Origin of the sequence: Sphingomonas sediminicola, assembly GCF_049991885.1 — a bacterium.
GTDB classification, from domain to species: Bacteria; Pseudomonadota; Alphaproteobacteria; order Sphingomonadales; family Sphingomonadaceae; genus Sphingomicrobium; species Sphingomicrobium sediminicola.
In genome coordinates this window covers 1,156,590-1,178,340 of sequence record NZ_CP178916.1, presented here as the reverse complement: position 1 = coordinate 1,178,340, position 21,751 = coordinate 1,156,590, and the positions used below count along the sequence as shown (strand labels likewise).

Annotated in this window: 20 protein-coding genes; 11 read left to right on the top strand and 9 right to left on the bottom strand. The window is 62.5% G+C overall.

Features of this window, described 5'->3' with window-relative positions:
- Window positions 1-4: 4 nt before the first annotated feature.
- On the bottom strand, window positions 5-2,302 hold the full coding sequence (locus ACMC5O_RS06110; RefSeq protein WP_187709504.1) for a hypothetical protein: 2,298 nt from the start codon (window positions 2,300-2,302) through the stop codon (window positions 5-7).
- Between the two features lie 44 nt (window positions 2,303-2,346).
- Here ACMC5O_RS06110 and ACMC5O_RS06105 point away from each other — a divergent pair, with 44 nt between their 5' ends.
- Genes ACMC5O_RS06105 through ACMC5O_RS06095 form a run of 3 tightly spaced genes read left to right on the top strand, consistent with a single transcriptional unit; the run spans window position 2,347 to window position 5,995 of the window.
- The gene (locus ACMC5O_RS06105) at window positions 2,347-3,600 is read left to right on the top strand and encodes a hypothetical protein (protein WP_426693433.1); all 1,254 of its coding nucleotides are present in this window, start codon (window positions 2,347-2,349) and stop codon (window positions 3,598-3,600) included.
- Window positions 3,601-3,624: 24 nt separating this feature from the next.
- Window positions 3,625-4,680 carry a DUF2336 domain-containing protein gene (locus ACMC5O_RS06100; protein ID WP_187709506.1) on the top strand — a complete coding sequence of 352 codons (1,056 nt, stop codon included), beginning with the start codon at window positions 3,625-3,627 and terminating at the stop codon, window positions 4,678-4,680.
- Window positions 4,661-5,995, top strand: coding sequence for a PAS domain-containing sensor histidine kinase (locus ACMC5O_RS06095; RefSeq protein WP_426693432.1), 1,335 nt, complete (start codon window positions 4,661-4,663; stop codon window positions 5,993-5,995). The genes ACMC5O_RS06100 and ACMC5O_RS06095 overlap by 20 nt, the downstream gene beginning before the upstream one ends.
- 4 nt (window positions 5,996-5,999) lie before the next feature.
- Here the strand turns inward: ACMC5O_RS06095 and ACMC5O_RS06090 are convergent, their stop codons facing one another.
- Together ACMC5O_RS06090 and gltX are read right to left on the bottom strand one after the other, a co-directional pair.
- Window positions 6,000-7,286 carry a citrate synthase gene (locus ACMC5O_RS06090; protein WP_187709509.1) on the bottom strand — a complete coding sequence of 429 codons (1,287 nt, stop codon included), beginning with the start codon at window positions 7,284-7,286 and terminating at the stop codon, window positions 6,000-6,002.
- The gene (gltX, locus tag ACMC5O_RS06085; protein WP_187709510.1) at window positions 7,283-8,683 is read right to left on the bottom strand and encodes a glutamate--tRNA ligase; all 1,401 of its coding nucleotides are present in this window, start codon (window positions 8,681-8,683) and stop codon (window positions 7,283-7,285) included. The genes ACMC5O_RS06090 and gltX overlap by 4 nt, the downstream gene beginning before the upstream one ends.
- A gap of 449 nt (window positions 8,684-9,132) precedes the next feature.
- On the opposite strand from gltX, the gene ACMC5O_RS06080 reads away from it, so the two are divergent.
- On the top strand, window positions 9,133-9,405 hold the full coding sequence (locus ACMC5O_RS06080) for a DUF4242 domain-containing protein (RefSeq protein WP_187709512.1): 273 nt from the start codon (window positions 9,133-9,135) through the stop codon (window positions 9,403-9,405).
- A gap of 7 nt (window positions 9,406-9,412) precedes the next feature.
- On the opposite strand, the gene ACMC5O_RS06075 is transcribed toward ACMC5O_RS06080, so the two are convergent.
- The 3 genes from ACMC5O_RS06075 to ACMC5O_RS06065 all read right to left on the bottom strand — a co-directional run bounded on the left by ACMC5O_RS06075 (window position 9,413) and on the right by ACMC5O_RS06065 (window position 12,422).
- Complete coding sequence (locus tag ACMC5O_RS06075) at window positions 9,413-9,763, bottom strand: VOC family protein (RefSeq protein ID WP_222949933.1); 351 nt, start codon at window positions 9,761-9,763, stop codon at window positions 9,413-9,415.
- A 2-nt stretch (window positions 9,764-9,765) separates the two neighbouring features.
- A complete protein-coding gene (gene lexA, locus ACMC5O_RS06070; RefSeq protein WP_187709514.1) occupies window positions 9,766-10,413 on the bottom strand; it encodes a transcriptional repressor LexA in 648 nt (215 codons plus the stop codon).
- A 77-nt stretch (window positions 10,414-10,490) separates the two neighbouring features.
- The gene (locus ACMC5O_RS06065) at window positions 10,491-12,422 is read right to left on the bottom strand and encodes a peptidylprolyl isomerase (protein WP_187709515.1); all 1,932 of its coding nucleotides are present in this window, start codon (window positions 12,420-12,422) and stop codon (window positions 10,491-10,493) included.
- Between the two features lie 124 nt (window positions 12,423-12,546).
- On the opposite strand from ACMC5O_RS06065, the gene tpiA reads away from it, so the two are divergent.
- The 5 genes from tpiA (at window position 12,547) to trxB (ending at window position 17,002) form a co-directional block, all read left to right on the top strand.
- A complete protein-coding gene (gene tpiA / locus ACMC5O_RS06060) occupies window positions 12,547-13,311 on the top strand; it encodes a triose-phosphate isomerase (protein WP_187709516.1) in 765 nt (254 codons plus the stop codon).
- Window positions 13,312-13,373: 62 nt separating this feature from the next.
- Window positions 13,374-13,871 carry a hypothetical protein gene (locus tag ACMC5O_RS06055; protein ID WP_426693431.1) on the top strand — a complete coding sequence of 166 codons (498 nt, stop codon included), beginning with the start codon at window positions 13,374-13,376 and terminating at the stop codon, window positions 13,869-13,871.
- Window positions 13,872-13,939: 68 nt separating this feature from the next.
- The gene (gene secG / locus ACMC5O_RS06050; RefSeq protein WP_187709518.1) at window positions 13,940-14,299 is read left to right on the top strand and encodes a preprotein translocase subunit SecG; all 360 of its coding nucleotides are present in this window, start codon (window positions 13,940-13,942) and stop codon (window positions 14,297-14,299) included.
- A 73-nt stretch (window positions 14,300-14,372) separates the two neighbouring features.
- A complete protein-coding gene (locus ACMC5O_RS06045; protein WP_187709519.1) occupies window positions 14,373-16,007 on the top strand; it encodes a CTP synthase in 1,635 nt (544 codons plus the stop codon).
- Window positions 16,008-16,036: 29 nt separating this feature from the next.
- Window positions 16,037-17,002, top strand: a complete 966-nt coding sequence (gene trxB, locus ACMC5O_RS06040) for a thioredoxin-disulfide reductase (protein ID WP_187709520.1) — start codon at window positions 16,037-16,039, stop codon at window positions 17,000-17,002.
- Here trxB and ACMC5O_RS06035 read toward each other — a convergent pair whose 3' ends face one another.
- Window positions 17,003-17,290, bottom strand: a complete 288-nt coding sequence (locus ACMC5O_RS06035; protein WP_246444491.1) for an acyl carrier protein — start codon at window positions 17,288-17,290, stop codon at window positions 17,003-17,005. It abuts the gene before it with no gap.
- A gap of 76 nt (window positions 17,291-17,366) precedes the next feature.
- Between ACMC5O_RS06035 and ACMC5O_RS06030 the strand changes: the two genes are divergently transcribed.
- On the top strand, window positions 17,367-18,863 hold the full coding sequence (locus tag ACMC5O_RS06030; protein ID WP_426693430.1) for an acyl-CoA ligase (AMP-forming), exosortase A system-associated: 1,497 nt from the start codon (window positions 17,367-17,369) through the stop codon (window positions 18,861-18,863).
- Window positions 18,860-20,086 (top strand): pyridoxal-dependent decarboxylase, exosortase A system-associated, encoded by a 1,227-nt coding sequence (locus ACMC5O_RS06025; protein WP_187709521.1) that lies wholly within the window; start codon window positions 18,860-18,862, stop codon window positions 20,084-20,086. The genes ACMC5O_RS06030 and ACMC5O_RS06025 overlap by 4 nt, the downstream gene beginning before the upstream one ends.
- On the opposite strand, the gene truA is transcribed toward ACMC5O_RS06025, so the two are convergent.
- Together truA and fmt are read right to left on the bottom strand one after the other, a co-directional pair.
- Entirely contained in the window at window positions 20,077-20,817 is a 741-nt protein-coding gene (gene truA / locus ACMC5O_RS06020; RefSeq protein ID WP_187709522.1) for a tRNA pseudouridine(38-40) synthase TruA, read from the bottom strand. The two genes, ACMC5O_RS06025 and truA, sit on opposite strands and share 10 nt — an antisense overlap.
- Window positions 20,814-21,731 carry a methionyl-tRNA formyltransferase gene (gene fmt / locus ACMC5O_RS06015; protein WP_187709523.1) on the bottom strand — a complete coding sequence of 306 codons (918 nt, stop codon included), beginning with the start codon at window positions 21,729-21,731 and terminating at the stop codon, window positions 20,814-20,816. Before fmt ends, truA begins: the two co-directional genes overlap by 4 nt.
- Window positions 21,732-21,751: the final 20 nt, after the last annotated feature.

The window sequence follows — 21,751 nt, the reverse complement described above, 5'->3', positions numbered from 1 at the left end:
CGGCTTAGCGCTTCTTGTCCACGACCTGCGAAAGCGCTGCGTAAAGCTTGCCGGTGTCCGACGACATGAGCGTCACCGCGATGATTCCGCCGTCCTTGTCGGAGACCACTCGGCGCATCATCGCTTCGAAATCATGCACGTAGCGATTAACCGACTGCTGGAACTCCGCATCCGTTTCGTAATGCGCCCGTATAGAGCGAGTTTCTGAGCCCTCGAGCAAGCGAACCGCCCGACGCGTAAACACCCCGCGGTTGCCCTTGAGGTAGGAATCCCACGCCTTGTCGTCGACCTCGTCGGACAGGATCTTCCCCACGTCGATCGATGCCGAGTGCATGGAGTCGATGAGCATCGCCACGCGCCGCGCAAAGGCCTCGCTGTCCTTCTCGCGCTGCTCCGAACTGATCTGCTCCATATGCTGTTCGAGCGCCGTGGCGCTGCGGCCGAGCGTAAGCATCTGCTCGGTCAGGCGATCGGATGCAGTGCGGGCAGCTTCCACGGCGAGCGCGGCGGTCGTCTGAACGTCGGCGAGCCGCTGTTCGATCTCTTCGTGGATGACCTTTTGAAGTGCATCGCGGGTCGCTTCGGACAGGCTTTGCGCGCTCTGCGGCACCACGCTGGCGATCGCTTCCCGGGCGCGTTCGGCGGCATGCGCAGCGGCTTCCTTCACCTGCACCATCGCATCGATCAAGGCAGGACCGGTTTCCTGGCTCAGGCGCGATGCTTCGGTCTGTGCCTCGGAAATTGACGAAGCAAGCGAAGTCAGACGCTCGCCGGCCGTTCCCACACCTTCGTCGAGAGTCGCGAGCAGGGTCGTGAACCGGTCCTGCTGCTCGGCAATGCTGGTTGCAGACGCCCGAATGCGGTCGCTAGCCTCGATCGCTGCCTCACGCATCCAGTCGAGCTCCGGCCGGATGGTCTCGGTCGCTCGCATCAACCGATTCGCGCCAGCTTCCGCGTCGCTAATTGCCAGCGACAATTGCTCCTTCACGTCGCTGGTCAACTGACCAACGTGGTTCTGCAGGGCGGCCGCTCGTTCGGCTAGCGCTTCGACCGCATTGTCCTGCGCGCCGGTTTCCTGCGAGAGCTGTTGCAACTCGCCGCGCGCACGGCCGATCGACTGGGTGAAAGCGATCGCGCGCTGGTCGCCAGATTCGGCAAGATCGGCGAAGTGACGATCGAGCTCGGCGAGGGCGCGGCTGGTTTCGGCGACGATCCGCCGGGACGAACGCTCCTGCTCGGCGATGCGCGCAGTCAGGCCGTCGATCGCAACGTTGGCGCCGGTGACATTGGTCGCCAGCGCCTCTGCCGCTTCGGCACCGGTGCGACCGATACCGGCAGAAGACTGCTCGACAAGCGAGGCAACGGCGGCAGCCTGGGCATCGATCCCTGAACGAATCTGCTCGAGGGTCGCAGCGGCTCGGCTCATCAGGTCGTCGGCCGTGGTCGACAGCTTTATATTGGCTTCTCCGATCGAAGCTGAAGCAGCGGAGCCGGAGCTTTCGACGCGACCCAGATGCTCGGTGAGGCGTTGCACCGCGGTCGCGACAATTTCCTCAGCGGCCTTCGTGCTCTCCGAGAGCGTCGAAACTTGCTCGGCGTAGGTCGCAGCGTGCTGCTGCGCTTCGGAACCGGCGGCCCGCAATTGCTCGGCCATGCTCAAGGCGGTGGCTTCGGCCCGCGGCAAATCGTCGAGCAACACGGCAATGTCGTTCCGGGCGGACTCCGCTGCGCGATCAAGGGCGACGCCCTGTTTCGTCAGCTTGTCTGTGCTCGAATCCAGTTCGCGCGTAATTCCGCCAAGCTTGCCCGTGGTCTCGTCGCCAAGCTGCATGAGGTGCTGGGCCATCATCGTCAATTCGGTCCGGCTGTCCTGGATCCGTTGTGTCAGGACCGCGAGGAGACCTTCCAGCGACCGCGCCTCGGCCCGCATTTCGATGACCGATCGGGTGAATCGCTCGGCTTCCTTCCGCCGGGTGCGGCCGAACATGATCCAGACGAGACCCAGCAGCGCCAGCGGCCCAGCAGCGAGCGCCAGCCATTGGGCAATGGCTGGAGACGAAAGCGGCTGGCCGGACAACGCCTTGCCCGCTGCCCATGCAATGTAGCCGAGCCATAGTGCCGCGAGTATGACCAGCGCGCTGCCGAGGACCTGACGACCACCCGCTCCGCGAAACTCGGATTGAGCTTCCGATTCCCTCCAGGTGTAGGGGTCGAACGCGCCCGAGATCTCCGGCTCGGCGGGCGGATCGACGTAATCCTTAAGGGTTGTGGTCGTTTCGGCGCGCTGCGGGCTCGGGTTCATACAAGCAGTTTATCATCTTTGTCCCGGCGCGAAAGCCGTTACAGATGCGGTTCGGCGCTGCATTCCTGGATGCTGGCGACGGAAAGACGGGGAGGGGACGTTTGGCGCTCGGCGCTTTGATCGGAGCTTATCAGGAAGATGATTCCGGCGGTCTCACCGCTTTGCTTCCGCTCGCCGGCCGAACACTCGTCGAATATCAGGTCCGTTGCGCCGCCGCCGCCGGGGCATCTCCGATCGTCGTTCTCGTCGAGCGCATACCGGCCGCGTTGAATCAGGCGTTCGAGCGCCTGCGGCAGGAGGGCCTCAACCTCATCCTCGTCAGCGATGCCAATGAGGCGGCGACCAGGTTCGAGGCTGGCGAGCTGATCCTGGTGGTCGGCGACGGTGTTGCTCCGCCTCTCGACCTCCTGTCCGGCCTCGCTGACGAGGCGGATCCCTTGGTGTTCACGGTGCCCGACGATGCAGAGCATGAAGCGAATGAACGCATCGACGGCGTCAGCCGCTGGAGCGGAATCGCGCTTGTAGATGGACGCACGCTCGGTTCGACCGCGGCCGTTCTGGGCGACTGGGATTTACCGTCGACCTTGCTGCGGCGAACCCTTCAGGCCGGCGCCCGCCAGGCGCCCGTGCCGCCCGAAAGGGAGCCGCTGCTGGTCCATAACCCCGGCGATCTCCAGCTTTTCGAGCGCTCGCTGATCGCAAATAGCCGGTCGGAGCGGACAGACCTGGCTAGCAAGTATATCCTTCCGCTCGTCGAAGATTTCGCGACGGAGAAGCTGATGGAGACGGCGGTCCGTCCCACCTGGCTCCTTCACCTTACGCTCGGCCTAACTCTGGCGGCCGCCTTTTCATTCACACGCGGCTGGTTGTGGGCCGGCGTCGTCATGCTCCTGCTGTCGACACCGCTGGACCTGGTTGCGCGGAGGCTCGGGATGCTTCGTCTTCGACCGATTCCGCCCAACAATTTTTCCCAGCTGCTGTTGTGGCCCGCGGCAGGCCTGGCCCTTGTGGCGTTGAGCTGGTGGGAAGCCCGGCATGGAGGGGGCTGGGGAGCCCTTGTTTGCGCGATCTGTGGGGCCGCGTTTGGGCAGGCGTACCAACTAGAACGAGCCCATACGAACGTCACGCTCCCGCCGTGGCTCGTATCACGCCGCAATTCGATCTTTCTTTTGCTCCCGTTCGCGATCGGAAATGCCTGGACCGGCTTTCTGATCGCGGTCCTCGCCTACGCCGCTATCTCCTTATTCTTTGTCCAATATTTGGTGCACCGAATACGCACAGAATTGACGCCACATTAACCTCAATCGGATAATGCAAATCCAATGGCGGCAGATGAATGGCCAGTCGAGGCTCCGTCTGAGGATGACGGAGGTTATCCTGCACGACCCGCGGGCCGACGGCGCTTGCCTACCGTCCGCAAGGATTTTTTCCTCGATCCGCGAGACCGCCTGACCGAACAGGAGCGGGCGCTCATGACGGCAATGCTTGCCGAATTGCTCGGCACGATCGCCGATGAAATTCGCGCAGCGCTTCCGGCGAACCTGGTTCCGGCGAATGACGAAGACAGTCAGCAATTGCTGCGTGAGCTGAGCTCGGCCGGCTTGCTCGATCATGCCGATCTGATCGCTCTCTTGCTCCGTCGTGCTGATGAGGAGCGGATCGCCAACGCCATTCGCGCCCGCTCGAACCCGCGCGGCGGATTCCTGCAGGCTCTGATTGCGGACGAGGACGAGACGATCTCCGCGGCAGCAATGGCGCTGATCCTGTCCCGCGGCCGCCGCCGTGACAGGCTTGGTCAGCCTCGCATCGAGTTCGAGGACCTGCCGGTATCGCTCGCGCGAACGCTTGCTTATTCGGTGGCTGCGGCCCTTCGCCAGCATGTCCCGGGTCTCGCAGCCAAGGACGGACATTTGCCCTTTGGCAAAGCGGCGGCGGTGCTCGTGCAATCGCGGGCGGAAGCCAAGGCGATCGACCGGCTGACTTCGTCGCTCGTAAAGATTCTCAATCAGGCCGGCCTTCTCGACGAGCGCCTGTTGGAGGCCGCTGCGGACGAAGGCGACGTCGCTTTCCTCGCGAACGCCCTGGGAGAGCGGGCGGGAATCGGTGGGAGCGGCGCGTGGGATTATCTCGCCGATGGCGACGATGGCCGGCTCGTCCTCCTGCTGAGGCTCTCGGGAGTCTCGAGAGAGTTTGCAGCCAGGCTTCTCGCACTTCTCGGCGACCTCGTCGGGATTGCGGACCTTGGCACCGAGATTGGGCGCTTCGATGCACTGGACGAGGCGCAAGCGCGATCGGTTAACGAGTGGTTGATTCTGGATCAGGGGTATCGCGCAGCACTGCGGACCTTGGAGGGCGGCGGTGGCGACGGCACCCTCTGATCGCGGCCCAGTGAACGGGCGGCTTGACGCGATGGACCGGCTGATCTCCGCCGATCCGGATCTCGTTGCGCTGCAAACGGAGGCGGGATCGCACATCGGGTCGCAGCTTGCGCTGCCGCAGATCCTCTCGATTGCCCGGCTCTCCCGGAAGCTCGGCGTGCCGATCTATCGCAACGCCATTGCGGCCGGCGCGGATCATGATGTCGAGCTGTGGGTCCGGGCTTCTCCCGATGGCGATGAGATCGCTCTGACGCTGGAGCGCTGGATCTACCGTCCAGCCGCATCGCCGCGTCTCAACACTTTGGTCCCGCATGAGCAGCAGATCGATTTGGGAAGCGCACCGGAGGAATGGGCGGCAAACGAAGACCTCTCGATCGTTTCGATCTCCTCCGGGTTGGCGGAAAAGCTCGGCACGACGCCCGAGGAAGCGATCGGCAAGCCGCTGACACGTTTCCTGAAGCTCGAAGAAAATGAAGACGGAGAGCTGCCGCTTCTGGTCGCCGCGACTTCACGAAATGAGTTCGATGGTCAGCGGGCTCGGCCTCGTAGAGGCAGTGAGGAGGTCCTGATTCTTCGTGGGACGCCGGTGTTGTCACAGGACGGCCGGTTCGCCGGCTTTCAGGGGGAAGCGATCGGTGAATCCGGAGCGTCCCAGGCAATGCCGGGCGACATGACTGCCCAGCTCGACCAGATCATCGACGAAGCGCTGCGCTCGCCGCTGGACCGCATCATCGAAAGCGCGGACCGGATCGTCCAACAGTCCGACGGACCGCTGCGCACCGACTATGCCGATTATGCGAGCGACATCGCGGCCGCCGCGCGGCATCTCCTCTCCGTCATCCGATCGATGAACAATGAGGGTGAGCAGGACCAGGATCGCGTCGACCTGGTCGCTTTGGCGACGGAAGCGATTGGGCTCTTGGAATCCACTGCCCGAAATCAAAAAGTCACAATCGTTTCGGAACCGAGCCGCCAGGTCTCCGCGCATGGCGATGCTCGCGGTGTGATCCAGATCCTAGTGAACCTTTTGGGCAATGCGGTCCGTCACTCACCGCCGGGTGGGACGGTCACCATTACTTTCGATCGAACGGATGGATTCGCCCGCGCACACGTCGCCGATCAAGGACCCGGAATCGCCGCGGAGGACCAGCAGCGCATTTTCGAGCGGTTCGAGCGCGCGAAGGGTGCAGAAGGCGGCACCGGTCTCGGCCTGGCGATTGCTCGCCGGCTCGCTCACTCCATGGGTGGCGACATCAGCTTGGTCAGTGAGCCGGGGCAGGGCGCGCGCTTCACGCTTTCCCTGCCGTCAGCCTGACCCCTTAGCGCTCGTTGCAGGGGACATAGTCCCGCTGCGTTGCGCCGGTGTAGAGCTGGCGCGGGCGGCCGATCTTCTGCTCGGGATCGGAAATCATTTCGTTCCACTGGGCGACCCAGCCGACGGTCCGGGCGAGCGCGAACAATGCCGTGAACATGTCGGTCGGGAAGCCGATCGCGTTGAGGATCACGCCCGAATAGAAATCCACGTTCGGGTAGAGCTTCTTCTCGATGAAATATTCGTCGTTGAGCGCAATATGTTCAAGCTCTTGGGCAACGTCGAGGACCGGATCGGAGATGTTGAGTTCCTTGAGGACCTCCTCCGCCGTCTCCTTCATGACCTTCGCGCGCGGGTCGAAGTTCTTGTAGACGCGGTGGCCGAAGCCCATCAGCCGGAACGGATCGTCCTTGTCCTTGGCCCGGGCGATATATTCCGGGATCCGCTTCACGTCGCCAATCTCGCGCAGCATGTTCAAGGCTGCTTCATTGGCTCCGCCATGCGCCGGGCCCCACAGGCAGGCGATGCCCGCGGCAATGCACGCAAACGGGTTTGCTCCCGACGATCCGGCGAGGCGGACGGTCGAGGTCGACGCATTCTGCTCGTGGTCGGCGTGGAGGATGAAGATCCGGCGCATCGCATTCTCGATGATCGGATTGACCTCGTATGGCTCGGCAGGGACGCCGAACGTCATGCGCAGGAAATTGCCGGTGTAGGACAAGGAGTTGTCCGGGTAGAGGAACGGCTGGCCGATGGAATACTTGAAGGCCATCGCCGCGATCGTCGGCATCTTCGCAATCAGTCGGTGCGAGGCGATCATCCGCTGCTGCGGATCGGTGATGTCCGTGCTGTCGTGATAGAAGGCCGAAAGCGCGCCGACGACCCCGCACATGATCGCCATCGGATGCGCGTCACGGCGGAAGCCGCGATAAAACGTCGCCAGCTGCTCGTGCAGCATGGTGTGGCGGCTGATCGTGTAGACGAAGGTGTCCAGCTCGTCCTTCTTCGGAAGCTCGCCATGAAGGAGCAGGTAGGCGACCTCCATGAAGGTCGACTTCTCGGCCAGCTGATCGATCGGATAGCCGCGGTGGAGGAGGACACCCTTCTCGCCGTCGATATAGGTAATCGCGCTCTGGCAACTCCCGGTCGACGTAAAGCCGGGATCGTAGGTGAACATGCCCGTCTGGCCGTAGAGCTTGCGGATGTCGATGACGTCAGGCCCGACCGTGCCTTCCAGCACCGGATAGTTGAAGTCTCCGGCGGAGGTCTTCAGGGTTACGGACGTATCGCTCATTCGTTCGGCTCCAATATTTGATCTTCAATTCGCGCCAGGCTTTCGCCCTTACCGAGCAGCGCCAGCACGTCAAAAATTCCCGGGCTTGTGGTCCGGCCGGTCAACGCGGCACGCAGCGGCTGGGCAAGCTTTCCGAGCTTCACGCCCTGCGCTTCAGCCACCTCGCGCACAGACTGCTCGAGCGCGTCATGGTTCCATTCGACGGTTCCGAGCGCCTTGTGCGCGTGCGTAAGAAGCGCGCGGCTTTCCGGCGTCAGCAATGCGGACGCGGCCTCGTCGACGTCGAGGGGTCGCCTTGAAAAAAGGAAACGGGCGCCTTCCGCGAGCTGGTTCAGGTCGTGCGCTCGCGCCTTCAGCTCCGGCATTGCGCGCTGGAGAAGGCCCTTCTGCCCGGCGTCTAGGCCGAGCTTGGGAGCGACGAGCTCAGCGAGCCGCGCATCGTCCGCCTCGCGTATGTAGTGCCCGTTGAGGTTCTCGAGCTTCTTGAAGTCGAATCGCGACGGCGACTTGCCAACGTGGGCGAGGTCGAACCATTCGATCGCCTGCTCGCGGCTGATGATCTCGTCGTCACCATGGCCCCAGCCGAGGCGGAGCAGGTAATTTGATACCGCTTCCGGGAGCAGGCCCAGTTCGTCCCGGTAGGCGTCGACTCCCAAGGCGCCGTGACGCTTCGAAAGCTTCGCTCCGTCCTGACCGTGGATCAGCGGGACGTGTGCGTAGATCGGCTCGGGCCAACCCATCGCGCGGATGATGGCGAGCTGACGGAAAGCGTTATTGAGGTGATCGTCGCCGCGGATGACGTGGGTAACGCCCATGTCATGGTCGTCGACAACGACGGCCAGCATGTAGGTGGGTGTTCCGTCGGAACGGAGCAGGACGAAATCGTCGAGCTCCACATTCTGCACTGCAACACGGCCCTGGACCTTGTCCTCGATCACCGTCTCGCCGTCTCGAGGCGCCTTAAGGCGGATGACAAAGGGCTTGTCGCCCTGATCGTCGGTCACGTCGCGCCATGGACTTTCGATGCGGAAAGGACGGCGCTCCGCCTGTGCTTTCTCGCGCTGAGCTGCGAGCTCCTCCTGCGTCATGTAGCAGCGATAGGCATGCCCGCGCTCAAGAAGCTTGTGGGCGACCTCGGCATGGCGAGACCAGAACTGCGACTGGTAATATTCGTGGCCGTCCCAATCGAGGTCCAGCCAGCGCATCCCGTCCAGGATCGCGTCGATCGCCTCCGTGGTCGAACGCGCCTTGTCCGTATCTTCGATGCGCAACAGGAACTTGCCGCCGTGATGGCGGGCAAAGAGCCAGTTAAACAATGCGGTGCGCGCTCCGCCGATGTGCAGGAAGCCGGTCGGCGACGGGGCAAAGCGGGTGACTACAGAACTGCTTGCGCTCAAGCGCGCTTTCCTCTTTTTTCAATTGTGCAATGCAACGGACGAGCGCCCCTAACATAGCGGGTGCGCTTCTTCCACAGCGCGCTCGGGGCTATTGGACGGTACGTTTTCACGCAACGCGCGATGCTCGCATTAGACGAATTAGCGAGGACGGGCGCGAATATCGGCTTCTGGCAATGCGCTCGATGGCGCGGATCGACTGGCAGTCGCTCGTGAAAGCCTGTGCGGATGCCGACATCGTGGTGTCCGAGCGCTGGTTAGCCAAGGCCTGTGCACCCCGTTGGCTTAAGCTAGACCGCAAGGCGCTCGAGCAAACTGGCGGCGTCGCTATCCGCCTTGGGCAATACTCTCGCGTTGACAAGGTGTCCGAACATCTTGGCCGACATCCGTGGGCACTGACGCCGAAAGGAAAATCGGCTATGCCGCTTGGCCTCGTAAAGGGGAGACGGTGAATGCCTCAGTATGTAATTGAGCGGGACATGCCCGGCGTTGGGTCACTCGGGCAAAATGAACTCAAGGGCGCATCGCAGACCAGCTGTTCAGTGCTTCGTGAGCTTGGGCCGGAAATCCAGTGGGTGCAGAGCTACGTGACCGACGACAAGATCTACTGCATCTATCGGGCGCCCAACGAAGACATCATTCGCGAGCATGCTCAGCGTGGCGGCTTCCCGGCGAACAAGATCAGCCAGGTAAGGAACATGATCGATCCGACTACGGCGGAGTAGGGCGTCCTTACTCTTCCGCGGATTGCCAGACGGCGAGCTCGCTTCCTGACGGGTCGATGAAGTGAAATCGACGGCCGCCCGGGAACGAGAAAATCGGCTTCGCGATGATTCCGCCGGCTTTGGTGACAGCGTCGAACACTGCTTCGAGATCGTTGACGCGGATGACGGGGAGTGGCGCAGCAAGCGCTTCCTCCCGCTGCCCGTTCAACCCGACGTCTACGTCGCCAGTTGTCATCGCCGAATAGTCAGGGCCGAAATCGGTGAAGCTCCAGCCGAACGCCCTGGAGTAGAAGCCCCGCGTCAGCTCGTGCGCGGTCACGCTCGGCAATTCGACATAATCGATGCGTGGTCCGGCCATTCTCAATAGCGACGGATCAGGCCCGCCAGGCGACCCTGGATTGCGACACGGCTCTCGTCGTAACGCTGAGCCTCGTAGCGGGCGTTCGCCGGATCCAGTCGGACGGTCCTTCCTTCGCGCCGATAAGTTTTCAGCGTGGCTTCTTCATTGTCGATCAGCGCCACCACGATCTCACCATCACGTGCCGTGTCGGCCTTGCGGATGAGGGCGAAGTCGCCGTCGAGAATGCCTTCCTCGACCATCGAGTCACCGGAAACCTCGAGCGCATAATGTTCCCCCGGGCCGAGCAAGGCAGCGGGAACGGCAAATCCGTCCGTGCCCTGCAAGGCCTCGATTGGCGTTCCGGCAGCAATGCGGCCATGCAAGGGAATTTCGATCGTGTCGTTCGCCGCGGCGGGAACGACCGGACGCGGCACTGCGGGAGCAGGAGCAGCGGATTCCGGAAGCTTCAGCACCTCGAGCGCCCTCGCCCGATTGGGCAGCCGCCGAATGAATCCACGCTCCTCCAGCGCAGAGATCAGCCGATGCACGCCCGACTTGGACTTGAGGTCCAGCGCCTCGCGCATTTCATCGAAGCTTGGCGAAACCCCTGATTCATTCAGCCGCTGGTTGATGAACAGGAGCAATTCGTGCTGCTTGGCGGTGAGCATGTTGCTGCCAATCCCCCGTTAGAACATACGGGGAACGTGTAGGCAACAAAATGCCGCCAGTCAAGCGGCGCCCGGCCTTAGCTTCCGATGCCCGAAATGCGCGCCTTCGCGGCCTGGATGGCCTTTTCATTCCGCTTCACGCCAATCATGCCGCGCATCGCATTGAGGAACTGCTGGCCATATTCCTGCGAGAGCGGATCCGACATCTGCTGCTGGGTCTGACCGATGATGCTCGGTTGGTTCAGCGCATTGCCCGGGATGACCCTGTTCACCTTGACGACGTAAAAGCCCTCGCCCTGGCTGCCCGCCACCATGCGCGCTTTCCCTTGGCCGAGGCTGAACAGCATCGCGATCGGCGCCGGAACATTGCCTTGGAACTGGCTCAGCTGAATCCTGCGCGCGCTTACCGGTTCGACCCGGACCTGGGCTGAGCCCTTCGCAGCTTCGGTCAGCGCAACAGTGCCCGCCTTGTTGGCGATGTTCTGTGCCAGCTGCTGGGCGCGCTTCGAGGCCTGGCTGGCGATCCAATCCTCCGTGACTTTCTCGCGGATGCTCGCAAGCGGGGCGGGGGCCGCCGCAATGATGCGCGCCGGCGCGACCAGCACGTAGCCGGCATTGTTCGGCAGAGGATCCACGACCGGGGCGTCGTTCTCCGCAAGCTCGAAGCCACCCTTGAGCGCAGGGGCAAGATCGGCAGGCAGGCGATAATTCGGATCGGTCCGCGACGTTCCGCTACTGGTGAGGGGCGGGGTCTCGATCGGGGTGAGCTTTGCCGCGGCCGCCGCCTCGCTGAAGCTCGAACCTTCGTCGATCGCATTCTGCACAGTGTCGACGAGCGATTCAATCGCTTCCTTGCGTTTGTCGGCGACGAGCTTGGCGGAAATCTCCGCCCGAGCCGCATCGAGCGACTTGCCGCCTTCACGCAAGATGTCGTCGACCTTTATGACCCGCCATCCGAGATCGGTGTTCACCGGTCCGATGACCGCGCCCTTGCTGGCGGCGTAGGCGGCGTTGGCAATCTGCGATCCGGCAAGCTCGGTCAGCTCGGCCTTGGTCTGCGGGCCCACCGAAATGTCCTCGGCGCTCAGTCCGGCTGGAGCTGCCGCAGCGACGAAGCTCTGACCGCTTTTTACCCGCTGGGCGATCGCGTTGGCGACCGTCTGCGTTGGAACGACGGCCTGCGTGATGACCCTTGATTCCTTGGCTGCATAGGTCGGCTGGTTCGCCTTGTAATAGTCGGCGATTTCCTTGTCAGTCGGCTGGACGTTCGCGACCTGCTCGGGCCCGATCTTGGCAATCCGGATGATGCGTTGCTCGGGGACCATATAACGCCGCTGGTTCGCGGCGTAGTACGCCTGGATATCCCCCGGCGTGGGGTTCAGCCCGGCGCGGAATGCCGCAGTCGGAACGAACGCAACCTCGCCTTGGCGAGCCTCGAGCAGGATCGATGCGTAGGGCGTCGCCATGCCAACCGGAGCACGTGCGTTCACAACGGCCGGAGCGATCAACAACTGCTGGAGAAGGCCGTTGCGAACGATCATCCGAACTTCCTCGTCGGTGATCCGCTGTTGCTGGAGGAAGGAACGGTAGGATTGCTCGCTGAACTGTCCGTTCAGACCTTTGGCTCCTGGGATATTCGCAATTTGCGCATCGACGAGGCGCTTCGACAGGTTGAGCCCCAGCTTGGCGGCAAATGCCTCAAGCGTCTTCGCGTCGACAAGCGCGCTAAGCAGCTGGTCGAAATCGCCCATGATGGTCGGGTAATCTGCCTCGGGATTCTGCTGCCTGGCTTGCGAGAGCCGGCGCTCCATCGCCTTGCTGATTTCCCGGTCGGTGACCTTGTCGGAGCCGACCTTGACCAGTGTGTCGCTGCTGCCGCCGAAACCGCCGCCCGAAAGCACGCTCTGGATGTCGCCCATGGCGAAACCGACGAGGATCAGAATCAAGATAATCGCCATGATGGCGGTGCCGACGGTCGACTTTGACAGCCGGCGGAATGAAGCAAGCATTGAGGTCTCGCCTGAGGCCGATGTGGAAGTGCCGCTTTAGGTGCGGCTTTCCAGACCATCAAGCGTCGCTTCCCACAAGCTTTCGCCGCCGCTAGGTGCGACGGCTCGCAAGAAGGGGTGATGAATGGCTCGGCGGAAGTATGTCGTTGGCAATTGGAAGATGCATGGCGTCTCGGCCGACATCTTGGAGATTTCGGGCATTGCATCGGCTGCAGCCGAATCATCAAATGTCGATGTCGCACTCTGCCTTCCAGCAACCCTGATCGAGCGGGCGGTACGGTCTGTTTCCGGCTTTTCATTCGGCGGGCAGGACGTTCACCAGGAAGCTAAGGGCGCACACACGGGCTGCGTCTCGGCCCCGATGCTTCTGGATGCCGGTGCGAGCCTGACGATCGTCGGCCACTCCGAGCGCCGCGCCGGGCAATGCGAAACAGACCAGCAGGTCCGCGCAAAGGCAGAATCTGCACTAGGAGCCGGGCTGGATGTCATTCTTTGCATCGGTGAAAGCCTGGAAGTCCGGGAGGCAGGGCAGGCGCTAAGCACCGTTCAAGCTCAGCTCGATGCATCGCTGCCGCATGGTGAAGGTGCGGCCGCGGGAGTTCCGGCAAAGTTTGCGATAGCTTACGAGCCCATGTGGGCGATCGGGACGGGCAAGGTTGCCTCAACCGCCGACATTCGCGAAATGCACAGCGCCCTGCGCGAGCGGCTTGTCGCCGCCTATGGTGATGCGGGCAACGAGGTGCGCATCCTCTACGGCGGGTCGGTCAGTGCCTCGAATGCTTCGGAAATCTTTGCGGTCGACGACGTCGATGGCGCATTGGTGGGCGGAGCAAGCCTGACTGCCGAAAAATTCGTGCCAATCGTAATCGCGGCGGCATCAATCGGGTGACTGTTCAAGCCTCCAATCATTAGATGATTGATAAGATTGAAGTTCATTGTGGGAAGGAGATCATGAAACTCATTCTTCGTTCGATTGCGGTCCTGTCTTTGACCGCTGCGGTGCCTCTGGCGCCTTCCTTTGCGCAGACTGCTGGCCAGCAGGTGATCGACACCAGCGGCGCAGCCGTCGGTACGGTCGTTCGCGTCGATGGCGGCAACGTCATCGTCAAGACCGACAAGCATGAGGTCGCGCTTCCCAAGACTAGCTTTACGCCGAACGAGGGCAAGCTGCTGTTCGGGATGACCCAGGCGCAGTTGAATGCCGAGGTTGAGAAAAACCTTGCGGCTGCTGCGGCGCTGATTGCTCCTGAAGCAAACGTTAAGGGATCCGCAGGCGCCGTCGTCGGCACTATCGATGCGGTCGACGCCGAGTTCGTGACCTTGAAGCTTCAATCCGGAGCCCTTGTTCGCTTGCCTCGCAATGCAGTAGCGGCAGCTAACGGTGAAGTGGTGATCGGAATGACGGCCGAGGAATTGCAGGCGCAGGTCGCGGCACCTGCCGCGCAGTAGACGCTGACGGCATTGAAACGGCGGGCATCGAACGCTAGATGCCCGCCGCACCTCCCTGAAAGGCCGCCATGTTCAAGTTTCTTCTGATCGTTCAGACGCTCGTCGCCGCTTCGCTGGTAGGCGTGATCCTGATGCAGCGCTCGGAAGGCGGCGGACTGGGGGTTGGAGGAAGCTCGTCCGGCTTCATGACGGCGCGCGGCGCAGCAGATTTCCTGACTCGCTCGACGGCAATCCTCGGCGGCCTCTTCATCACGCTGTCCATCGTGCTTGCCGCGATTGCCGGCGCTACGCGCGAGCCGACCAAGGTCGATACTTCGCTCGCCAACCAGGTCGCTCCGGCGCCGACCACGGCACCCGCGGCGCCGCAACAGCAGCCAGCGCAGCCGACGCAAAATCAGAGCCAGCCGGCGGTCCCGCTCGCTCAATAACGGGCCCGAAACCAGATTTTTTTCGCATCGCGGGTTGCGCGGTCGAGCGGTTCGCCCCTAAGCCCCGACTCCCATGGCGCGGTTTATTTTTGTCACCGGCGGCGTGGTCTCATCGCTTGGCAAGGGTCTCCTCTCAGCCTCTCTCGGGGCGTTGCTTCAGGCGCGTGGCTACAAGGTCCGCATCCGGAAGTTCGACCCCTATCTGAACGTCGATCCGGGGACGATGTCGCCGTATCAGCACGGCGAGGTCTACGTGACCGACGATGGGGCCGAGACCGACCTCGATCTCGGTCACTACGAGCGGTACACCGGCGTGTCCTCGCGCCAGTCGGACAATATTACGACCGGTCGCATCTACCGCGACATCATCGCGAAGGAGCGGCGCGGAGATTATCTCGGCGCGACCGTTCAGGTCATCCCGCACGTCACCAATGCCATCAAGGAATTCGCGCTCGCGGAGACGGACGACGTCGATTTCGTCATTTGCGAGATCGGTGGAACCGTTGGCGATATCGAGAGCCTGCCCTTCATCGAATCGATTCGGCAGCTTCGGAACGATCTCGGTCGCGACCAGACGGTCAGCGTTCACACGACACTCGTGCCTTGGATCGCCGCCGCCGGTGAGCTGAAAACGAAGCCGACGCAACAATCGGTGCGGGAGCTATCCAGCCTGGGCGTTCAGCCCGAGGTCTTGCTTTGCCGCAGCGATCGGCCGCTTCCGGAATCTGAGCGCGAAAAGATTGCCCTGTTCTGCAACGTCCGGAAATCCGCGGTTATCCCGGCGCTCGACGCTCGCAACATCTACGACGTCCCGCTTCAGTATCATGAAGCCGGCCTCGATGACGAAGTCCTGTACGCGTTCGGGATCAAGGATGCTCCTGCGCCGGACCTGACACGCTGGCGCGAAATCATGGATCGCATCGATCATTACGAGAGCGAAGTGACGATCGGCGTCGTCGGCAAATATGTCGGCCTTCCCGACGCCTACAAGAGCCTGCGCGAAGCCCTGGTCCACGGCGGCATCGCCAATCGCACCAAGGTCAACATCGAGTGGATCGATGCCGAAATCTTCGAGCATCCGGAGTCCGACATCGTAGCGCAGCTCGAGCCGCTGAATGCGATTCTCGTTCCCGGTGGCTTTGGTGAACGGGGGTCCGAGGGTAAGATCGCCTCGGTAAAGTTCGCCCGCGAGCGCGAGATTCCTTTCTTCGGCATCTGCCTTGGCATGCAGATGGCCTGCATCGAAGGCGCCCGGAACACCGCCGGGATCAGCGAAGCCTCGACGACCGAGTTTGGCCCGACATCGGAACCGGTAGTTGGGCTGATCACTGAATGGATGAGCCCCGAGGGCCTGCAGGCCCGCGCGGAAGGTGGCGACCTGGGCGGAACGATGAGGCTCGGCGCCTATCCGGCCAAGCTCGACGGCAACAGTGTCGTCCGCGGCATCTACGGCAAGGACGAGATCAGCGAGCGCCATCGTCACCGCTACGAAGTGAATAGCCATTACAAGGATGCGCTGGAGAAGGGCGGTCTGGTCTTCTCCGGAATGTCGCCGGACGGCCGTTTACCGGAGATCGTCGAGCGTCCGGACCACCCATGGTTCATCGGCGTTCAGTTCCATCCGGAGCTTAAGAGCCGCCCGTTCGATCCGCACCCGCTTTTCGCCGGTTTCATAGAGGCCGCGCTGAAACAGTCGCGTCTGGTTTAATTCAGCTTAGGCACTAAATCGGGCTTCCCATGACCAATACCATGTCTACCCGCGTCGCAATTCTCGGCTCAGGTCCGGCTGGCCTGACTGCCGCAATCTATGCCGCGCGCGCCGGCCTTTCGCCGATCGTCATCCAGGGCATCCAGCCCGGCGGCCAGCTCACCACGACGACCGACGTCGAGAATTATCCCGGCTTCCGCGACGTCATTCAGGGTCCCTGGCTGATGGAGGAGATGCAGGCGCAGGCCGAGCATGTCGGCACGCGCATGGTGTGGGATCACATTTCCGCGGTCGACCTGAAGAGCCGGCCGATCCGGCTGACCGGTGACAGCGGCACGCAATATTTTGCCGACACGTTGATCATCGCGACCGGAGCCCAGGCCAAGTGGCTCAACCTGCCGTCGGAAGAGCATATGAAGGGCAGGGGCGCCTCCGCCTGCGCGACCTGCGACGGCTTCTTCTACCGAGGCAAGCGCGTCGCCGTGATCGGTGGCGGCAATACCGCGGTCGAGGAAGCCCTCTACCTCACCAATCACAGCCACGACGTAACCCTGATCCACCGCCGCGACAGCCTTCGAGCGGAGAAGATCCTTCAGGACCGGCTGTTCGCCAACTCGCACATCAAGATCATCTGGGATTCGGAAGTCACCGAGTTTGTTGGCGGCGGCGAGCCCGAAGCCCTCATCGGCCTCGACATCAAGAATCGCCTCACCGGAGAAGTGTCACGAATTGACGTCGAAGGCGCTTTCGTCGCCATTGGCCACAAGCCAGCGACGGAGTTGTTCGACGGGCAGCTCAAGCTCGACAGCGACGGCTATCTGGAAGTCGAGACCGGTACGACCAAGACCAGCATCCCGGGCGTGTTCGCCTGTGGCGACGTCATGGACAAGATCTACCGACAGGCCGTGACGGCGGCTGGAACCGGCTGTATGGCCGCGCTGGATGCGGAGAAATATCTGGCGGCGCAGGAGTTCGAAGCGCTCGCCGCGGAGTAACTAGCGGCTCTGAAGCCGCTCCACGAAATCCAGCAGGCTGCCGAAACTGGCGAAGTCCTCGGCGTCGACGTCGTCATCCTCGATGAGAACCCCAAGCCGTTCCTCGAGCGCGGTCAGGAAGTTTGCCACCGCCATCGAATCGAACTCCGGAAGCGAGCCGAACAGGGCCGTGCTCTCCGCAAACCCGCTCACCTGGTCCTCGGCCAGCCCGAGAACCTCGGACAGCAGTTCACGAAGCGTCACCTCGGCGATGACTTCGTCGGGCGCTTTCTCGACCTTTTTCAACACGCCCGCGGCCCTAGTCGAAGGCCATTGTTACGGCAACATCATTGCCTAGCGCCTCTCCGGCGGCGATGACGGCGGCGTGACGCCAGACCCGACGCCTCTTCCGCTCGATCGGCTGACGAGCCGTGGCGCGCCCGATGCTCCGGCACTGACCGCGGGAGCAGAGACGCTCTCTTACGCAGAGCTCGAGTGCGAGGTTGGCCAGGTGGCCGCGGCACTCTTGGATCAAGGTCTTCAAGCCGGTGATCGTATTGCGAGCTGGATGGGCAAGACCAAACTTGCCTGCGTACTACCGTTGGCCGCTGCCCGCGCAGGGTTGATGCACGTGCCGATCAATCCCGTCCTTAAACGCGCGCAAGCGGCTCACATCCTCGCGGACAGCGGGGCGAGGCTGCTGATCGCCAATGAGGCACGGCTGAAGTCGCTCGAGGCTGGCGATCGCGCCGAGGCGAGCCTGGCCTCTATGGAACAGTGGCAGCCGGGCGAGGAAATCCTTCCGCCATCCTCCCACAATCCAGATAAACTTGCGGCGCTCCTATACACGTCGGGTTCGACCGGAAAGCCGAAGGGCGTGATGCTGAGCCACGCCAATCTCTGGCTCGGTGCAATCAGCGTGGCGGATTACCTCGGTTTGTCGCTCAAGGATCGGACACTGGCGGTCCTGCCTCTGGCTTTCGATTACGGACAGAACCAGCTGCTTTCGACTTGGGCCGCCGGCGGTCACGCAATTGCGTTCGACTATCTCCTGCCGAGAGATGTGGTCCGTGCGGTTGGACGCCATGACGTCACGGTTCTCGCGGGCGTTCCCCCACTCTGGATCCAGCTTGCTGAAGCGGATTGGTCCAAGGGCGAGGGAGCCTCGCTGCGAACTCTCACCAACAGCGGCGGGCATCTGCCGGAGACGGTCCTCCGGAAGCTGCGCTCACTCTTCCCCGAAGCTCGCGTGCACCTGATGTACGGACTAACCGAAGCCTTTCGCTCGACAAGTCTTGAACCGGCACTGGCGGATGAGCATCCGGATAGCGTCGGGACTGCAATTCCCTTTGCCGAAGTGATGATCGCCCGGGAGGATGGTAGCGAAGCCGCGCCGGAAGAGGAGGGCGAACTCGTCCATGCCGGCCCTCTCGTTGCGCAAGGCTATTGGAACGACCCAGCGAAGACTGGCGAACGGTTCAAGCCGGCTCCGTCATTCTCGCGCTACGGCGGATCCGCTGTCTGGTCTGGAGATCGGGCGGTTCGAGGCAAGGACGGCCTCATCCGCTTCCGCGGCCGTGACGATGCGATGATCAAGGTGAGCGGCAATCGATTGAGCCCGACGGAGATCGAAGAAGCAGCTCTCGCCAGCGGAGCGGTCAGCGAGGTTTTGGCAATCGGAGTAAAGGAAGAGCGGTTAGGCCAGGCGGTGAAGCTGATCGCGGTCGCCAAGGGGGCAGGGGCCGAAGAACGCCTGCGAGCATATTTCGCGAAGGAACTGCCAGCCTATATGCAGCCAAAGGAGATCGTCTGGCGTGATGCTCTTCCGCTTTCGCCAAACGGCAAGGTTGACCGGGCGGCGATCGTGAAGGAATTCGCATGAAGGCGATGGGACTCGTCCCGTCCGGCTTCGGAGCCGATGTCGAGGGCCGCTTGCTGATTGGCGGACGCACCGCCGACGATCTCGTCGCCGAAGCGGGCGGCACGCCATTGTTCGTCTACGATGCGGGTCTGATCCAACAAAAGATCGGACTCTTCCGGGCGGCTATGCCGCCTGAGATTTCACTACATTATGCCGTAAAGGCAAACCCTTACACGCCATTGCTGTCATGGATTGCTGACAAGATCGACGGGTTTGACGTGGCTTCCGCTGGCGAACTCGGCCGGGTCGTGCACCTGGGCCTCCCGATCAGTTTCGCCGGCCCGGGCAAGACGGACCAGCAACTCGAGACCGCGATTCGAGCCGCCATCACCATCAACCTCGAAAGTGAGGGTGAGGGGGAACGCGCTCTGGCCATTGCTGCTCAAGGAAGCCGGCCGCCAAAGCTTGCCGTGCGTGTGAACCCTCCGTTTTCGCTGAAAGGTGCCGGGATGAAGATGGGTGGCCTCGCCAGCCAGTTCGGTGTCGATCATGATCGGGCGCCCGCACTTATTCGGCGGCTGATCGACGCCGGGGCGGATTGGCGCGGCCTGCACATCTTCGCCGGTAGTCAGGCGCTGCATGCGGACGCGCTGATCGAAGCTCAGGCCGCAACGGTTGCGCTTGCCGCGGAAATATCGGAGCAGGCCGGAACACCTCCGCCTGAAGTCAATCTCGGGGGTGGATTCGGCATTCCGTACTTCCCGGGCGACCAGCCTCTCGACATCGAGACCGTAGGAACGGCACTCGCCAAGACGTTGGAAGGCCGCCCGAAAATCCTCGGGGAGACCCGCTTATCAATCGAGCTTGGCCGTTGGCTCGTTGGAGAGGCCGGCGTCTATCTGACTCGCATTGTCGATCGGAAGGAAAGCCGTGGCGAGACCTTCCTGGTCACCAATGGCGGCTTGCATCACATGCTCGCGGCGAGCGGCAATTTCGGTCAGCTCCTGCGCCGCAATTATCCTGTCGCCCTGGCCAATCGCTTCGGAACGGAAGCCGACAGCGAAGCAACGATTACAGGCTGCCTCTGCACGCCGCTCGACCTGCTGGCGCATGAGGTTGCGCTTCCAAGAGCGGAAGTCGGCGATCTCGTGGCGATTTTCTGCGCGGGTGCCTACGGCCTTAGCGCGAGCCCGCAGGAATTCCTGAGCCAGCCCCGCGCACGCGAGCTGCTTCTTCAGGGGTAGGCGGCCTCGACGAAATATAGGCCCTCAGGCGGTGCGTTCAGGCCGAGCTCCGCGCGATCGCGTGCTTCGAGCGCTCGACCGATGTCGTTCGGTTGCCACTGGTTCCGACCGACCAGCGCAAGGCAACCCACCATTGAGCGGACCTGATGATGGAGGAAGCTCCGTGCGGCCGCCTCGATGTGAATCTCCTCGCCGACACGCTTCACATCAAGCCGATCGAGCGTCTTTACCGGACTATCCGACTGGCAGTTGACCGATCGGAAGGTCGTGAAGTCGTGGCGGCCGACGAGCATTGCCGCGCCCTCGGCCATCGCCTCGACGTCCAGCGGTACGGCGATGTGCCACACGCGCCCGAGATCCAACGCTGGCGGAGCACGGCGATTAAGGATGCGATACAGATACTTGCGCCCGATACATGAGAAGCGGGCATGCCAATTGTCATCGACGGGTTGAACTGCTGTGACCGAAATCGGATTCGGTCGAACGAGAGCATTAATGCCCTCGCGGAGGCGGTGCTCGGTGAGCGACTTCGCGATGTCGACATGGGCTGCCATCGCCAGTGCGTGGACGCCTGCATCCGTGCGTCCGGCGGCATGCACGGCAATGAGCTCGCCGGTCATCCGATGGATCGCTTCCTCGAGCGCCTGCTGGACCGATGGACCGTGGTCCTGCCGTTGCCAGCCCATGAAGGGGCCGCCGTCGAACTCGATCGTCAGACGCCAGCGGGTCACTCGCTTCCTCTCGGATTGAGTTGAGCTCCCTTGGGAATGGGGAAGCCGCGGAGCAGCTCATCCGGATGCATTCTCGTTCTACCGGCGCGCTGAACGACTATCGGCCTGATTGCTCGTTCTCCGCAGGCAATCTTCAAATGATCGTCGGCGACGATGCCAGGCGGGCCGCTACCCGGTACGACCTCAGCAGATAGCACCTTAATTCGCTCTCCCATGAACTCGAACCAGGCGCCGGGTGGATTGAATGCTCGCACCTGCCGTTCGACCGCGTATGCGTCCTGCGTGAAGTCGAGTTGAGTCTCCGATTTGTCGATTTTCGAGGCGTAGGTAACACCTTCCGCAGGTTGTGCTCGGGGTGGGTATTGTTCGGTGTCGGCGAGCCACCGCCAGAGAGCCTGTCCGCCGAGAACTGCAAGTTCTTCAGTAAGTTCCCCGGCATTCTTGCTATCGATTTCGATAGGCCATTCCAGCAACATCGGGCCGGTATCAAGGCCTTCGTCCATCTGCATCAACGTGACGCCTGTTCTCTTGTCGCCCGCGATAATCGCGCGCTGAATTGGCGCCGCGCCGCGCCATCTGGGCAGCAGCGAGGCATGAATATTCACGCAGCCCATCCGAGGTGCTTCGAGGATCGGCTTCGGCAGGATCAGGCCATAGGCCGCCACGACGGCAAGGTCTGCGTTAAGGGCTGCGAACTTCGCCTGCTCCTCTTCGCTTCGCAGCGACCTCGGCGTGCGAACTTCAAGACCGAGATCGTCCGCCCGTTCATGAACTGCGGTCTTCCGGTCGGCCTTGCCTCGCCCGGCGGGTCGTGACGGCTGGCAATAGACCGCCGCCACCTCGTGGCCCGCCTCTACCAGCGCGTTGAGCGCGGGCACGGCAAAGTCCGGGCTTCCCATGAAGATGATCCGCATTGCGGCGCCCTATGGCGGAC